The organism is Halobacillus sp. H74 (assembly GCF_052246715.1).
Lineage (GTDB): Bacteria > Bacillota > Bacilli > Bacillales > Halobacillaceae > Halobacillus > Halobacillus litoralis_A.
Genome location: NZ_JBQQCI010000014.1, coordinates 43,472 through 58,385 on the forward strand (window position 1 = coordinate 43,472; position 14,914 = coordinate 58,385).

The following is a 14,914-nucleotide window of genomic DNA, read 5'->3' on the forward strand; positions in this document are numbered from 1 at the left end:
AGGGTTACACATGGCAGAAGAAAGCGGAAAGAAGAACAAACAATCAAATCAATCAAATCAATATAAATTAAAAGTTGTTAGTTCAGGAACAAATAGGGGCGTTCAAGTATTACGTTTTAAGAAAGATGATGGAACAACTCAAACGTTTATTCCTGGGCAAGTAATCACTGTGGGTAATGGAGGAAAATTAACTCAAAAAGAGGGTACTCGATTGCAAACAACAACTTCATGGAAATTTGAAAGGACTGATTCATAATGGCTGAAAGCATTTATGCAGTGAATAGCGGAAATATTGTCGGCGGTCCTGGTCGTTTGGTTGCTAAGAAATATGACGGAACATTCCCTGCAACTATATCTGATGTAATGAACACCACCAGTCCATTTGATTTAGTCGATGGTTGGGAAGATTTAGGCGCAACGAATGAAGGTATTACCACAAACCGTTCTTTTGATACAGAAGATTTTACTGTGGATCAAGTGAATGGTCCGGTTGATACAGACATTACAGAATGGACACATACGCTTGAAACTCAACTTGCAGAAAACACAGTAGAAAATCGTCAATTAGCTTTGATCGGTGGGACGATTACAGAAACAGCTCCAACATTAGGAACAGAGACAACATTAACAGGTGATGTATCTATTAATGCAACGGTTATCGATGTAACTTCAGCAGCGGATATGAGCGAGGGTAGTTTTATTCAACTTTCCGAAGGTGGAAACCTTGAAACGAAACAAGTTTCTCGTTTGGAAGGAACGACAGTGTATTTAACTTCACCTGTTTCATATTCCTATACTTCCACAGGTGCTAGTGTTACTCCTGTTACAGAACCAGGATATAAACGAATTGGATATGGTACGGTTTCGGTTATTCCGCAATATACCTATGCGTTAATCAGTCAAAAGAAAGATGGCTCCTTGTATATGGCGGTCTTCAGAAAAGCTCAGATTTCAGGTGAAGATAAAGAACAAACCTATAGTGGAAGTAAGCGACTTCTTCCATTGACTTTAACTGCATTTGCTGATGATGCTGCACCTGAAGATGAAAATGTGTACTACGAAATTGAACAAGTCTTTTAATGAAAGGATGACATTCAATGGCTAAAGGTAAAGCTAAAGGCGGCAAGGGTAACAAAGATGGAAGGAAAAAAGGTCGTAAGGGATCAAAGAAATAATGGGGGTATTATAAATGGCAGATGTTCGTTCTTTGGATATTGAACCACTAGCAACCGTGGAATTATCAGATGGTAGGAAGTTAGACATACCACGATTAACAACAGTTAAGTTAATTCGTATTGCTAAGTTTATAGCAATTGATGGTATGAAGATATATGAAAAATATCGGAATGTTTTAGATGATTCTCAGATGGAGGATGCTGAAAAGGTATCTATTATTGTATCTGAATTAACAGATGAACAGATTATTCGCTTGCTTGCTATTCTTCTTGGAATTTCTGATGAAGAAGCTTTGAAAATTGATCCATTCGATAATTTGGAAATTATCACAACGTATGTAGAAAATACAGATGTGGAAAGGGCTTTTACGAACGTCCAGAAGCTGATGAAGAAGTTCAAAGGTCAGAACATGCAAGCGAATCAGACGATGGACGAAAATCAACCTCAGAAATTCGGGACGGTTGGTACAAGCTGATAGACAACCTAGTTGATAAGGTTGAAACGGTATCTTCTCACTTTGGCTATACCGAAGAATATGTTTTGGATAAAACCGTTTTTTGGTTGAACCGAAAGTATAAGCAAGCAGACCGTGAATTGTATGAGGAAAGACGATTCCAAGCGGACGGTATTCAAAAAGGTATAACGATTGTGTTAGATATTGTATTCAATGAAGGTAAGGAAGCAGATAAAATCCTCCCATCTTATGAAGAAGCTATTCAAAGGCTTAAAGATCATAAGAAAGAACAGAATCAAGAAAAATTCGTCACAACAATGTGGTGGAAGCCTGGGCAGTAATATTGCTCAGGTTTTATTTATGTCTTAAAGGGGGGACATTAAATGTCGGATGTTGGTTCAGCTAATGTCAATATAACGGCTGATGATAGCCAAGCCCGAAAAAAGATAGGTGGATTAGTAGGATTTCTGAAAGGTGCAGGTAAAACGGCTGCAGGAGTCATGGGTGGTGTTGCGTTATTCTCCGGTATATCTGCTGCTATTGGAGCGGTTGCAGATGCCGGACCTCAATATGAAAAAACCATGTCGAGAGTAAAAGCCGTAACACAAGCCACTGATGAACAAATGGCTCAACTTGAAGCACAAGCTAAGGAGCTAGGGAAAACAACCAAATTCAGCGCATCTCAGGCAGCGGAAGCGCAAGCCTTTTTAGGACAAGCGGGATATAAAACCAATGAGATTTTACAATCCATGCCTTCACTTCTAGATTTGGCTGCATCAGGAAACATGGAATTAGGGAGAGCTGCTGATATTGCTTCCAATATCCTCAGTGGTTTTAATTTGGAAGCTTCAGAAACAGGTCGTGTCTCTGATGTTCTAGCACTTTCAGCAGCAAGCGCAAATACGAGTGTTGAGCAAATGGGTTCAGCTATGTCTTATGTTGCTCCTGTTGCTAAGGGTGCTGGCCTTTCTCTGGAAGAAACCGCAGGGGCTATTGGGATGTTATCCAATGCAGGTATTCAGGGTGAACGTGCAGGTACGGCTCTGCGTGGTATGATTTCCAAACTGCAAAGCCCGACAAAAGCGACTAAAGATGCTTTGAAATCAATGGGTCTGACCGTTAAGGATGTGAACCCTGCCACCAATAGTCTGACTGAAATCTTAGGTGCTCTTGAAGGGGCAGGAATGAATTCTGCTCAAGCAATGGAATTGGTAGGTATGGAAGCAGGTCCTGGTTTATTGGCAATGATGAACGAAGGCTCAAAAGGCTTAAAGCAAATGACCACCGAATTGAAAAATGCTGAAGGCGCAGGAAAAGAAATGGCATCAACTATGAGTAGTAATGTTTCTGGAAATTGGAAAACATTCATGAGTGCTATGGAAAGCGTGTCTATTGCTATATTTACGCTATTGAAGCCTGCGATTAATGATGTTATTTCATCTGTGACTGCATTGGCCCGAGCTTTTTCTGAGTGGTTAGAACCGAACATTAAAAAGATACAAAATACTGTCGGTCCTGTTGTTCAAAAGCTAGGTGAAATAGTAGGGGCAATATTGAAATGGAAGCCATTGATCCCGATAGTATCCGGTTTAGGTGCGGCTTTTGTAACGCTCATGATCGCTAATAAAGTGGCAGCAGGTGTGGCTTTATTACGTGGAGCCATTTTGATTATGGCAAATCCAATTAGTAGGGCGATTTTCCTTACTAACATGTGGCGAAAAGCTCAAATGTTTTTAAACGCTACCCTCCTTGCTAACCCTATCGGACTTGTTATAGCTATATTAGTAGGTCTGGGTGTGGCTTTGGTTGTAGCATACAAGAAATCTGACCGTTTCAGAGAGATTGTAAATAATGCCTGGTCATCTGTGAAAGCAGGGTTCCAATCTTTCCTGAGTTTCTTTACCACGACATTACCTGCTTGGTATAACAATGTGATCAGTTGGTTTACGAACCTTAAAAATTCAGCAGTAAATAGAATAAAAGAATTAGGTAACTCACTCAAAGGAATCTGGCTTCGTTTGAAGATTAACACATTAGCGATTGTTCACGCTTTAATTATCGGGGCAATCAACTTCTTTGTTAATTTAGGGCAGCGTATTATGCTTGTCATTCGTCCTTTGATTTCTTTCTTTACGGAAACCTTCCGAAATATAAAACTCTTTGTATTGGGCATTATAACGAGTTTTATCAGCCTTCTTACTGGAGATATGGAAGGGCTGAAGTTAGGACTTCTTGCGATAGGTACAGCCATAAAAAATCAGGCACTCATGATTTGGCGAGCCTTGAAAACTGGAGTAATCGCAATTGGTCGAACTTTATGGAATCTGCTTAAATCTTTATTTATTGGAGGAAAAAATGCCTTAGTCGCAACAGGTCGAGCCATTAAAAATGGGGTAGTTAATGGGTTTAATGCTTTGCGATCTGGAGCGGTTAATATCTTCAAGCGCATGGTTTCTTCAGTGATAAGCTTCTTTTCCAATTTGAGAAGTGATTCCATCAGCAAAGCAAATTCGATTAAGGATGCAGTACGAAACGGATTTAATAATGCTAAGAGTGCTGCTATTTCTGCGGTCATTGGATTATATAATTCAGTCACTTCCTGGCTAAGTAATGTACGAAGCAAGTTTACTGAAATGAAGTCAGATATTATTAGAAAAGTGTCAAATATCAATCTTTATGATATTGGAGTAAATATAATTAAGGGTCTTGTTAATGGTTTGGGTAGCATGATTGAAACCGTTAAGAAAAAAGCAGGGGAAATAGCGGAGAAAGTTAAATCTGCAACTGCAAACATGCTGAGACTAGGTAGCCCGAGTCGTGAAATGGACGACCAAGGTGTATTTACAATACAAGGTTTAATTCGTGGTATGGGTAGAATGGCTGGTAGTGCTGCTAAGAAAGCTGCATCCGTAGCGAAAAGAGTTAAAGATGGTTTTGCGAAGGAGTTAGAAAATACTTCAGCAGTATTAGAAGATGGAGATCATATGAATGATTGGCTAAATCATATGAACAATCAATCTAAAACGAAAACGCATTTCATCGGTAAACAACTTTCTAAATATGAGAAAGGAAATATTGGCGGTGAAGTTCATAATCACCAATGGAATGTTAATGCTGAACAGATTAATGATGTACAGAAATTAATAGGAATGATTAACGGAATAAGTCAGACCGTGAAAAGCAGGTGATTAAGTGGCTATAAAAACATTTAAACTGAAGTGGATGGGGGTTTATAGAGAATCTTCTAATGGTTACTACGGAGGAACAAACCCTATTCGTGTAGGTGGATGGGATGGATATAATTCATTCTTAGGGTTTGATACAAATGGCATTTTACAAGCTATGCAATCATCAGTGGATGCTCCTTCGATTTATTTGAAGTTCTATGCAACAGATCCGGGACCGATGGATTTTGGAATGCACAAAGAAGCATACAATCGGGAAGTATCAAGTGGGATACCTTATTATAATTGGACAGGTCGTTCTCTCGATGCTTCTAATGGATGGAACACCTACAATATAACGAACTTTAACAGAACTTTGACAGACACGAACGCAAACTCATTCCAAGAAGCGTTAGAAGAAGGCTTTCAAGGACCTGTTTTTTATCGTTCTGGAGACGAATATTATACAGAGGGTTATGGTTACACCGGAAACTCTTATCATTGTTATGTAGAGATTCATGGTACTTGGAATACTGCACCATCTTCACCATCGGTTAAATATCCTAGCGGTGGAGAAATATTTAATAAAGTTCATACCGTTGAAGCGAACCCTGCAACAGATTCAGAACAATCTTCTTCTGAATTAATGTATCAATTTGCAGTTAGTTCAGGGACAGGTTGGAAGTATTATGATTGGGGTTCTCCTGGAGATACAACAAAGACGATAGATTTCTCCGACTTCCCTGAAAGTTCATCTGCGAAAGTAGCGGTTAGAGCTTCAGATGGTGAATTGAGAAGTGATTACACTCATTCCAATGTGTTTACTATCAGGCATAACTCTCCACCTGACATACCCACTAATTTAAAACCTAGTGGTGGATTTTACCTTGATCGAACACAGGACCAATTATTTACTTGGCAGCATAACGATGACGAACCTCAATCACGTTTCCAATTGCAATGGAGAGAAAAAGGAACTTCCACATGGAATGAAATACACCGAAGCACGAATAACGAATATTACGTTCTTCCTGCAAATACCCTGCCTGTTGGTGAAATTGAGTGGCGAGTTGAAACGATTGACCAAGGAGAACTGGATAGTCCATGGTCACCTATTCAAATTGTGTATGCAACGGAAGCAACAGATGCACCTACTATTTTAACTCCATACTCAGGGGAAACAGTTACTGTTTCTAATCCGGTTATTGAGTGGTCTAGTTCTGATCAGAAAGAATATATAGCAGAATTGATAACGGGCGGTAGTATTGTATGGGAGGAAAGTAAGGCAACTACTGCAAAAGCATTCACTTTGCCTTATGCCTTAGAAAATGTTCAATCCTATGACATACGTATAGCTGTCAGAAGCTCCGATGGATTGTGGAGTGATTGGGACAGTAATACGTTTGAAACCAGCTTTATAGAGCCAACACAAGCGGAACTGTTTTTTACTGAATTTGATGAAGAAGCAAAAATTGAAATTGGGATAAGTAATGTATTTTCAGGTGAACCAAACGAGCCTGCTGTACTTTCAAATGAAGTATTCCGTTCTGAAGGTGGACAAGAGAATTTCATTAAGATTTCTGATTTTGTTTTGAAAGATGGTATTTATACAGATAACACTCCTGCATCTAATGTAGTTTATGAATACAAGGTACGTTCTTGGGGTGACAATGGTACGTTTGTTGATTCAGATACAGTTTCAGGTTCAGTTGAATTTTCTGATTCTGTTTTAAGTACAACCACTGATTTAAATAATAAATTGTGGTTGCGTTGGAATCCTGAACGGACTATGAACAAAGACTTAAACCGTCATTTATTCAAGTTTAACGGACGGTCTAATTTTGTATCTGAATTTGATAGTATCACTGAAAATAATTTGGATTTATCTTTTGCGATACGTGCTAATGAAGACATTAACCATATCCTCGAGATATTAGACAGCAAAAACACGTTGCTTTATAGAGATAGCAAAGGAAGAAGAATGTTCGTAACACTAGGAAGCTACTCTTTAAAAGATAAATCGAATGGTGGTTATGATCTATCTTTCTCCATCACAGAAATGGATTATAGAGAGGAAGTAGGTTAATGGATTTATCACAGAAGGGATATAGTCATGAAGAAGTGTTAGCTGCTTTGCGAATGGTTAAGGGGGACCGTGAAATTAGTTTCCGTTATTTCCTCCTGGATAATAACCACAACAAATTAAGAGAGTTGAACACAATCAAAAGCGGAAATATTAGCATGTCTGCTTTTTCTAATATCAAGAGAACAGGCAAGTTTCAAATGAAAGATGAATCTTATGAGATCCAAAGTTATTACACCTGGAAAGAAATGAGTAACAAAGAATGGAGTGATTTATAATGGCGAATTACACGTCAAGACTAGCTCTATATATGCCAAACCGGAATGATGATATAGAAGTGGATACTTCTTTATCAGAAAACTTCACAAAAATTGATGATATGTACGACACCTTAGATACAGAGAACGATGTCAGAGATGCGGATATTTTGAATTTAGAAAAATTCAAAGATAATTCTAAGATAACCGAAACAGAGATGCAACGTATTACTAACACAAATAGGCATTATCCAGTTGTGTTAGATACACCAACCTATGACGGTTCTGGAGAAGTCGTACACCCTGATGCAATCTATATCCATGATGGATTCGGACCTGAATTATGGCGTTATTGGATGGTGATGACACCATTAACCGGACGAGATGACCAAACAGAACAACCTTCCATCCTAGTGAGTCATGATGGTGTGAATTGGGATGTTCCATCTGGAGCACCTGAACCATTGATAGCTTCACCGGGAACAAATGTTGACCACAACTCTGATCCATGTATTTTACATCATAATGGTCAATTATGGATTTGGTATCGAGAAACTATGAAAAGTGTTACTCCAAGAGAAGAACGAATAAGACTAATGACAAGCACCGATGGAATTACATGGACTGCGCCCCAAACTGTAATAGGACCAGATACAACTAACGCTTTAGTAAGTCCGACAGTGGTTTATCGTAATGGACAGTTTATGATGTGGTTGGTCAATGATTATGCTGGAACACTGGAAAAGACAACAAGCACTGATGGTTTAAGTTGGTCTAGTTTTCAATCTACAACTACAACAGGGATGCCTTCTGATCGGTATTATTGGCACATTCATGTAAGTGAAAACCCTGATGGAAGATTAGAAATGATTTATTCCAGTTACAACGATGGTGGAACAGAAGGAAAGATTCATTATGGTTATTCACTAGATGATGGGGATAGCTGGACAACGTTTCCACCTTTTGTTGATATGCTATATCCTCATGAAGCGCAAAGACTTTATAGAGCATCAATGCAAACTGTTGATGGCAATCCTAATTTATATGAGATATGGTATTCATCATTAGGATCGCCCTCTAACGTTTATCGTGTAGCTTATATGAATGCTATTAGAATAAACAACAGGTTATACCCTCTGTCTCCTTCCGATAAGAAGCATATCTTTAATGCAGGATTGAGTGTTACGAGTGTAACGGCAGGATCAGCAGCATTTCAAGAATTATCAGTTGGAGGAAAGAAGTTCGAGCCCCCTGTTATTGATCCTTGGAAATATCTAGCTTCCAATCTTGTGAATGGATGGGAAGAAATCGGTGCTATGCCCTTAGCTTATTACAAAAATTCTTCTCAAGAAGTGCATTTGCGTGGAAGGGTTCAAAATGGAACATCTACTGATGGAACTGTAATGTTCACTTTACCGTCAGGATATATTCCAATAGCTTCTATGATTTATAGGCAAAGACACGCTGATGTTTATGTGGAATCTACTGGAGATGTAAAAATATACAACATGAGCGGAAGTTACGTGTCAATGGATGGGATTGTATTCCGTCCAACGTAAGGGGGATTACTTATGGCTAATTGGATAGATTTATATTTCCAAAAGGAACAGAACATTAATTGGATAAGTGATCGTATTCAACCTTTTATGGAGATCAAGATAAATGAAGATTGGTTATCCTATCCTTTAGGTATCTTCTTACTATCTTCCCCATCCAAAGTTGAGCAAGGGTATGGTGTAGATCGAGAGGTGGAAGCCTTTGACGAGTTAATTATTCTTAATGAGGATAAGTTCGACCAACGATATACGGTTAAAGCTGGAGAGCGTTATGATCAAGCGGTTATTGAAATCTTAAAGTCTGCGAATATCACAAAGTACAACATCGAGGACACGACAAAAACATTAAGTTCAGATATGGAATGGTCTATTGGCACAGAGAAAATCAGAGCTGTCAATGACTTGTTAGCATCCGTGAACTTCACTCCTATATGGGTGGATGAACACGGATATTTTACTTCCAGTAAATACGCTAATCCTGAAGACCGTTCTCCTATCTATGACTATATGGATAATGAGGTTTCTATTACGTTCAATGGCATGACGGAAAAAGTTGATTATTTGATTCCTAACAAATGGGTGGTTGTTTATAGCAATCCCGATAACGTGGATGAATCAAGTGAAGAACCTGTTTTGTATGCCGTTTATGAAAATAGGAAAGTCGATGATCCGAACAGTATCGTAAACACTTATACGAAAGTGGACTATCGAGAAGTTGATGATATAGCGGACCAGGAAGCGTTGGATGAATACGTTCAAAGAATTGCGGCTAATGCTTCTCAAGTGTACGGAAAAGTTAAATTTGAAACGGCTTTAATGCCAGGGCATTCTTATCACGATGTGTTGTTTATCAGGAATAACACACTTGAAATTGAGGGGAAATATAGTGAAACTGCTTGGGAAATGACTTTGGAACCTGGAGGTACTATGAGTCATGAAGTACGGAAGGTAGTTGATTTATATTAGTGGATTAAATTTAACTGACCCTAACGACTTCTTAAATTCTATTACTGAGCTCGTTCATAAGGAAGTTATTAAGAATAGCTCACAAAATTCTCAGAACAGTATTGAACAGAATCCTTTTTTGAAGATGGCAAAGGTAAATCCGAACCATTCAGGAAATGAAAGGCCGAAATTATTATTTCCTGGAGATCAAAACGTAAGTGGTAAAAGATACCCTTATATGGCTAGTTATTCTCCATCAGCAAATGATTATGTGTTAATTGCTAAAGCTCATGGAACATGGGTCATTATCGGAAAGATTATATAATTAAAAGGAGAGATTCATTATCGCTAACTATTTTACTCTGACTCTCGATACGACTGGCCCGGCTAATCCTTCGATAGTGTTGGATGGTGGGGCTACTTTTGCGACTACTGATTTAATTGATTATACGGTCAGTACTGATGATACAGATACTACTGGTTATCAAATGAAAGTCTTTGGAGATATTGACCTCGATTGGGCAATTACTAACGGTTATGTTGCTTCTGGATCTACTTCAGTCGATGAAGCTTCTGCACTTTGGATTACCTATTCTGCTAGTAATCAATTAAGGCTTTCCAGTGGGGATGGGACAAAGACAGTCAACTTAATTATTCGTGATGATGTTCGAAACCCATCGGCTCAGGTGTCTGACACTATCACCTTAGACCAGACACGCCCTATTGTTACGATTACTGGACCGGATAAAGATGCTATTTCCAAACAGTCAGGGGCGAATGTTTCTAACTTCTCCTTCTCAGTAAATGAGGATATTACCGAATATAAGGTTAAAGTTGTAGCAAGTTCAGGAGCTTCTCATGATACAGGCACACAGATACCAGAAACTAATGGATCAACGAATATGAGCGGAACGACAACAATCACTTCAGGTACGGTTATAGATTGTTCTATTTATGGTTCCGATATCGAGGCAGCAAGCTCCGGCGACGGTGACAAGATCGTGAAGGTCTTTGCTTTAGATGATTCGGGACAATGGAGCATTTAAGATATGACAGCTCCAACCATTACGATTGATTCAGTATCAAGAAATAAAATAGGAAAGGTCACAGGCTTAGATTCTTCGACTGTTACCTTTTCCACTAATCAAGATTTAATGGAATGGGAAGCTAGAGCAGAAGGAATGGGTGTAGGACAGGGGTTACTTGTTGGTGAGCAAAGGACCGCATTAGAAGATGGGTACGCTTTGAAACTACAAAACCCTTGGAATGAAACGATTCAAACCTATGGTACTCTTTGGTCTGAAATGGGAGCTGCGACCTTTAATTCAATCTCCTATGGTTCTGCTACGTTCGTAGTTGATAATGAAGAACTGACAAACGGAGATAAGACCTATACCATTAACATCTATGGAAAAAACGAACAAGGGGAGTGGACAGCCTATGTCGGGTAGCTTCCAATTAGAGTTAGATACCAAGGGTCCAGATATAGAATTGACTGCACCTAACTACACTACTTCTAGCGCAAAAACGGATATATGGATTTATGGAAATGAAGAATTATCTCCTTATCAGGACTTTTATTTTATAGATGCTGCAGGAGATCGTCGCAATGTTTTGTTTGAACATTTAGGAGACAGATTTCATGGAGTTATGTATTTTAACGATTTCCCGATTGGAATTTCCACTCTTTATGTTCAGGTGAAAGACAAAGTGGACAATCTTTCTAATGTGGAAACGGTATCTATTAATATATCTGAACAATATTTCTTTTCTTTATCCGTGGGAGATTATTCTCGGAATGCTGAAGCATCTGATAAGAGCAGAAATATTGAAGTGTCTGATATGAATAGGAAGGTAGAGGTGAGTATCAGAAATGGGTGAATATTATCTTGATGGTGATACAGTCCGTTTAGTTAGCACGTTTTACGATTGGGAAGATAAAGTCGTATTTCCTGATGAAGTCATACTCACAATATTTGATTATAGTTGGAAACAACTTGACCAATTTACCTTATCTTCTGCAAATCGTAATACGGACGGAGAATATTTTTATGATTATATTTTTAATGGGGTAGGCAAATTCTATTATGAATGGAAGGGATTGATTGGAGGAAGCTCCCCCAATCTTGAACGTAACGATGTCAAAATCAAACGAATATAAAGGTTACTTTGTCACCTTGTTCATGATGTTTTTGTTAATATCTATATTAATAATCGTATCAACAGTAGCGATAATATATTTATTAATATTAGTGAGCTTGTTAAAAGGGTATGTTTAAAGCAGCTATAACAGTAAAATTAATGCTAATGTGTTTATTAATATTAGGGGGAAGGGTGCATGTATATGTATGTGGCGAAAAGTGAGTGATACGTCCAGAGTATATTTGAAAAAAACCTCTAAGACTGACCTTTTCCTAACGATGGTGGGATTATGGTGGGTGGTGATCTTGCTAGTAAATGAAGATATGTTTAATGACCTTCCCACTATCTATGTAGGTGTGGCTGAAATTGCAGGACAAAAAGTTTGGGCGGGTATATTTTTCTTTTCATCTATGTTCAATGTTATTGGTATGTATAAAGATTTTGGGAAGTTGAGAAGGTGGGGGTTGTCCACGCTTTCTTTGTTATTTGGTATGATCTGCGCTGGTTATATATGGTCTAATGCTCCGTTTCACACAGGGACAGGAGTTTATTTTTCTCTTACTGTTCTTGCAATGTGGCGGCTAAGAGAGGTGAAACTCATCTATGCCCGATGAACTTCCAGTATTAAAAGAGCAATTCCGGTATATGCACAAGGAAGTGGAGGAAATGAAAGATGATTTAAAGCAACATGACCGATCACTTCAGGCAAGAGTTCGATTTGAGGAAAGGATTCAATTTCAACTGAAGTCAATCCAAACAGAATTGTCCTCACTGACGGAAACGATACAAAAGGATACAGGATGGAGAGGGTTTATCCTTGATTTCGTAAAGGCGGTGGCTCAGATAGCTGCATTGGTCGGGGCAGGGAAATTCATCTTTTAAAGGAGGTGATACTGATTCACGAATTTGCAGGTAAAATCACTAGGGTTATTGATGGTGACACAGTGGATGCTGATGTGTATCATCATTTTTTAGATTTGGAATACACGGTGAAAGAAATTCGGTTTAGGCTTTTGGATATTGATACACCTGAAATGTATGGAGATCAAGAAGCTGAAGGACAGAAAGCAAAGGAATATTTGGAGAATCTTATTCTTGGAAAAGGTGTAGTGTTTTCAGGAGGAAAGAAAGATAGCTTCGGTAGGTTCCTGGCATATGTCTATTATCAAGGAATCAATGTCAATCAACGTTTAATAGATGAAGGATACGCAAAACCTTACAACCCTTAAAGGAGGGCTTTTTTTATGCCTAAAAATAAGAAAGATAAAGGTACAATCATTCGGACAGTCGTATTAGCTTTTGCTATGTTGAATCAAGGTTTAGTCATGGCTGGATGGGATACCCTTCCGTTCACTGAGGAAGAGGTCCAGAACTTTGTAACTTATGCTTTTACTGTTATAGCTGCTCTTGTTGCTTGGTGGAAGAATAATTATCTTTCTAAAAAAGGGGATGCACAGGCCCAACATTTACGAAAGGTAGGGTTGAAGTAATATGCCTACACCTGATTTTTATATTGAAGGCACACCGTATTATAAAGCTCTCATAGCACCAAACAATGAGAACGTCCCTTATCTGACTATGGTTCCTCAATATATCGTGATTCATGAAACAGAGAATTACGATCCAAGAGCAGATGCCTGGATGCACAACAAATTCGTCCGTAATGGTGGCGGTTCAGCAAACGTTTCATTCACGTATGCAGTTGATGATAAGCGGATTGTCCAGAACCTTAAATTGAATCAGGTTGGTTGGCAAGCAGGTGATGGATTTTATGGTAAGGGAAATCGTAGAGGAATCAGTATTGAAATGTGTGAACAACGAGGTTCAAGTCGATCACAAACCGAAAAGAACACACAGGCATTAGTTCGGTATCTGTTAAAGAAATTCCCGAATATCGAAGTCTATCACGTAGAACCGCACAAATCCTTTTCAAGCTATGGAAAGAATTGCCCCAGCAATTTACTTCCACGTTGGGATTCCTTCATTAATGGAATTCAAAAAGGGCCTTCAAGTGTCGTAGCTGGTGCATGGTTTGTTAAAGAAGGTGATGATGGTGATCGAGTCGAAGACCTTCAGAAAAAATTAAGGAAACTTGGATACACGTTGAAAATAGACGGTTCCTTTGGTCCTGAAACGGACGAGGTATTCAGGGAGTTTCAAGAAGATATAGGGATAACCGTTGACGGTTCCTTTGGTCCTAACAGTCAAAAGGCTATGGATAAAGCGCTGAGAGAGCCAAGGGATTTAGGTGGCAACTATAAAGGGAAGGTTATCCGAATCATCTATAAGAAGTCGGATGGCATCAATATCTATCGTACTCCTGATTGGGAAGCCAACCCTTATCATGCTTACAAGTACGGTGAAACAAGGGATATATTAGGGAAGTATTTAGTTGATGGATCTGAAATGTTCAAGATCCGTGGTAGTGATGGTGATGTGTATTGGATTACGGCTGCTGAAAAATATGTGGAAGTTAAAGATAAAGGAGTGTATGAAATGGCTGTTAATAAGGAAAACACAGGCTTTGTTGATGTAGAAGAAGGAGCTTATTATGCTGAAGCAGTTAAATTCCTAGCAGAAGAAGACATTTTATCTGGTATTGGAAATGATGAATTCGGCAGTGATGATGTATTACGAAGAAAAGATTTCGCTATAGCTTTATATCGTTATGCAAAACAGGAAGACGAGATTACCTATGATCTTGCTATTGAATGGGTCAAAGAGCAAGGAATTATGAGCGGTTATCCGAATGGTGACTTTGGAGGTACGGATCCATTGAGAAGAAGGGATTTCGCCGTAGCTCTATATAGATATGCCAAAAGTCTGTGAGTGTCGATTTTTGTCAGTTCTTTGGACCCCCCTTGAAATATTATAGTAATATACAGAGGGGGGTTGTTCCTATGATAAATTTCTTAATGTGAACTTTTTTGGAAATTATCTTAATTTTGTACACAGTATGTGGTAAATTAAAAAATAATTAGGAGGTGGGGAGCTTGGATATCTATTTCAAAGAATCAGAGATAGAAATGGAAGTAAAGCTCAAAGGATTGGATGAAAAGATTCAATACAACATTCTTCATTTTTTACAGAGATCTGTTGATGAGCAAAAAGGATTAGATTCTAAGAAAGAAAAAGAG

18 protein-coding genes are annotated in these 14,914 nt (G+C 38.6%); all 18 read left to right on the top strand.

The genetic code is table 11. The features are described 5' to 3' along the window. The first annotated feature begins 10 nt into the window (after nt 1–10). The 18 genes from ACTWPX_RS20695 (at nt 11) to ACTWPX_RS20780 (ending at nt 14,606) form a co-directional block, all read left to right on the top strand. Nucleotides 11–256 carry a hypothetical protein gene (locus tag ACTWPX_RS20695; RefSeq protein ID WP_443121337.1) on the top strand — a complete coding sequence of 82 codons (246 nt, stop codon included), beginning with the start codon at nt 11–13 and terminating at the stop codon, nt 254–256. Next, the gene (locus tag ACTWPX_RS20700) at nt 256–1,080 is read left to right on the top strand and encodes a hypothetical protein (RefSeq protein ID WP_443121338.1); all 825 of its coding nucleotides are present in this window, start codon (nt 256–258) and stop codon (nt 1,078–1,080) included. The genes ACTWPX_RS20695 and ACTWPX_RS20700 overlap by 1 nt, the downstream gene beginning before the upstream one ends. Before the next feature lie 109 nt (nt 1,081–1,189). Further along, on the top strand, nt 1,190–1,651 hold the full coding sequence (locus tag ACTWPX_RS20705) for a hypothetical protein (protein ID WP_443121339.1): 462 nt from the start codon (nt 1,190–1,192) through the stop codon (nt 1,649–1,651). A gap of 65 nt (nt 1,652–1,716) precedes the next feature. Further along, the gene (locus ACTWPX_RS20710; protein ID WP_443121340.1) at nt 1,717–1,971 is read left to right on the top strand and encodes a hypothetical protein; all 255 of its coding nucleotides are present in this window, start codon (nt 1,717–1,719) and stop codon (nt 1,969–1,971) included. A gap of 42 nt (nt 1,972–2,013) precedes the next feature. Next, nucleotides 2,014–4,818, top strand: a complete 2,805-nt coding sequence (locus tag ACTWPX_RS20715; protein ID WP_443121341.1) for a phage tail tape measure protein — start codon at nt 2,014–2,016, stop codon at nt 4,816–4,818. 4 nt (nt 4,819–4,822) lie between these two features. Beyond that, nucleotides 4,823–6,880: a hypothetical protein gene (locus ACTWPX_RS20720; RefSeq protein ID WP_443121342.1), complete on the top strand. Its 2,058-nt coding sequence runs from the start codon at nt 4,823–4,825 to the stop codon at nt 6,878–6,880. Continuing rightward, nucleotides 6,880–7,155 (top strand): hypothetical protein, encoded by a 276-nt coding sequence (locus ACTWPX_RS20725; protein ID WP_443121343.1) that lies wholly within the window; start codon nt 6,880–6,882, stop codon nt 7,153–7,155. The genes ACTWPX_RS20720 and ACTWPX_RS20725 overlap by 1 nt, the downstream gene beginning before the upstream one ends. After that, nucleotides 7,155–8,693, top strand: a complete 1,539-nt coding sequence (locus ACTWPX_RS20730) for an exo-alpha-sialidase (protein WP_443121344.1) — start codon at nt 7,155–7,157, stop codon at nt 8,691–8,693. Before ACTWPX_RS20725 ends, ACTWPX_RS20730 begins: the two co-directional genes overlap by 1 nt. Before the next feature lie 12 nt (nt 8,694–8,705). Then, nucleotides 8,706–9,656 (top strand): hypothetical protein, encoded by a 951-nt coding sequence (locus ACTWPX_RS20735; RefSeq protein ID WP_443121345.1) that lies wholly within the window; start codon nt 8,706–8,708, stop codon nt 9,654–9,656. 380 nt (nt 9,657–10,036) lie between these two features. Continuing rightward, nucleotides 10,037–10,681 carry a hypothetical protein gene (locus ACTWPX_RS20740; protein WP_443121346.1) on the top strand — a complete coding sequence of 215 codons (645 nt, stop codon included), beginning with the start codon at nt 10,037–10,039 and terminating at the stop codon, nt 10,679–10,681. Nucleotides 10,682–10,684: 3 nt separating this feature from the next. Next, nucleotides 10,685–11,086, top strand: coding sequence for a hypothetical protein (locus ACTWPX_RS20745; RefSeq protein ID WP_443121347.1), 402 nt, complete (start codon nt 10,685–10,687; stop codon nt 11,084–11,086). Next, nucleotides 11,076–11,516 (top strand): hypothetical protein, encoded by a 441-nt coding sequence (locus ACTWPX_RS20750; RefSeq protein ID WP_443121348.1) that lies wholly within the window; start codon nt 11,076–11,078, stop codon nt 11,514–11,516. The genes ACTWPX_RS20745 and ACTWPX_RS20750 overlap by 11 nt, the downstream gene beginning before the upstream one ends. Then, nucleotides 11,509–11,796: a hypothetical protein gene (locus ACTWPX_RS20755; RefSeq protein ID WP_443121349.1), complete on the top strand. Its 288-nt coding sequence runs from the start codon at nt 11,509–11,511 to the stop codon at nt 11,794–11,796. The genes ACTWPX_RS20750 and ACTWPX_RS20755 overlap by 8 nt, the downstream gene beginning before the upstream one ends. Before the next feature lie 187 nt (nt 11,797–11,983). Continuing rightward, nucleotides 11,984–12,391, top strand: coding sequence for a hypothetical protein (locus tag ACTWPX_RS20760; RefSeq protein ID WP_443121350.1), 408 nt, complete (start codon nt 11,984–11,986; stop codon nt 12,389–12,391). Next, entirely contained in the window at nt 12,381–12,659 is a 279-nt protein-coding gene (locus ACTWPX_RS20765; RefSeq protein WP_443121351.1) for a hypothetical protein, read from the top strand. The genes ACTWPX_RS20760 and ACTWPX_RS20765 overlap by 11 nt, the downstream gene beginning before the upstream one ends. 5 nt (nt 12,660–12,664) lie before the next feature. Then, a complete protein-coding gene (locus ACTWPX_RS20770; RefSeq protein ID WP_443121352.1) occupies nt 12,665–13,006 on the top strand; it encodes a thermonuclease family protein in 342 nt (113 codons plus the stop codon). Nucleotides 13,007–13,021: 15 nt separating this feature from the next. Beyond that, nucleotides 13,022–13,267 (top strand): phage holin, encoded by a 246-nt coding sequence (locus tag ACTWPX_RS20775; protein WP_443121353.1) that lies wholly within the window; start codon nt 13,022–13,024, stop codon nt 13,265–13,267. A 1-nt stretch (nt 13,268) separates the two neighbouring features. Next, nucleotides 13,269–14,606: an N-acetylmuramoyl-L-alanine amidase gene (locus ACTWPX_RS20780; protein WP_443121354.1), complete on the top strand. Its 1,338-nt coding sequence runs from the start codon at nt 13,269–13,271 to the stop codon at nt 14,604–14,606. Nucleotides 14,607–14,914: the final 308 nt, after the last annotated feature.

Excerpts from the sequence above, each read along its gene's own strand:
- ACTWPX_RS20695 (WP_443121337.1), top strand. The coding sequence starts at position 11 with ATGGCAGAAGAAAGCGGAAAGAAGAACAAACAATCAAATCAATCAAAT.
- ACTWPX_RS20700 (WP_443121338.1), top strand. The coding sequence starts at position 256 with ATGGCTGAAAGCATTTATGCAGTGAATAGCGGAAATATTGTCGGCGGT.
- ACTWPX_RS20705 (WP_443121339.1), top strand. The coding sequence starts at position 1,190 with ATGGCAGATGTTCGTTCTTTGGATATTGAACCACTAGCAACCGTGGAA.
- ACTWPX_RS20715 (WP_443121341.1), top strand. The coding sequence starts at position 2,014 with ATGTCGGATGTTGGTTCAGCTAATGTCAATATAACGGCTGATGATAGC.
- ACTWPX_RS20725 (WP_443121343.1), top strand. The coding sequence starts at position 6,880 with ATGGATTTATCACAGAAGGGATATAGTCATGAAGAAGTGTTAGCTGCT.
- ACTWPX_RS20730 (WP_443121344.1), top strand. The coding sequence starts at position 7,155 with ATGGCGAATTACACGTCAAGACTAGCTCTATATATGCCAAACCGGAAT.
- ACTWPX_RS20735 (WP_443121345.1), top strand. The coding sequence starts at position 8,706 with ATGGCTAATTGGATAGATTTATATTTCCAAAAGGAACAGAACATTAAT.
- ACTWPX_RS20745 (WP_443121347.1), top strand. The coding sequence starts at position 10,685 with ATGACAGCTCCAACCATTACGATTGATTCAGTATCAAGAAATAAAATA.
- ACTWPX_RS20750 (WP_443121348.1), top strand. The coding sequence starts at position 11,076 with ATGTCGGGTAGCTTCCAATTAGAGTTAGATACCAAGGGTCCAGATATA.
- ACTWPX_RS20755 (WP_443121349.1), top strand. The coding sequence starts at position 11,509 with ATGGGTGAATATTATCTTGATGGTGATACAGTCCGTTTAGTTAGCACG.
- ACTWPX_RS20760 (WP_443121350.1), top strand. The coding sequence starts at position 11,984 with ATGTGGCGAAAAGTGAGTGATACGTCCAGAGTATATTTGAAAAAAACC.
- ACTWPX_RS20765 (WP_443121351.1), top strand. The coding sequence starts at position 12,381 with ATGCCCGATGAACTTCCAGTATTAAAAGAGCAATTCCGGTATATGCAC.
- ACTWPX_RS20775 (WP_443121353.1), top strand. The coding sequence starts at position 13,022 with ATGCCTAAAAATAAGAAAGATAAAGGTACAATCATTCGGACAGTCGTA.
- ACTWPX_RS20780 (WP_443121354.1), top strand. The coding sequence starts at position 13,269 with ATGCCTACACCTGATTTTTATATTGAAGGCACACCGTATTATAAAGCT.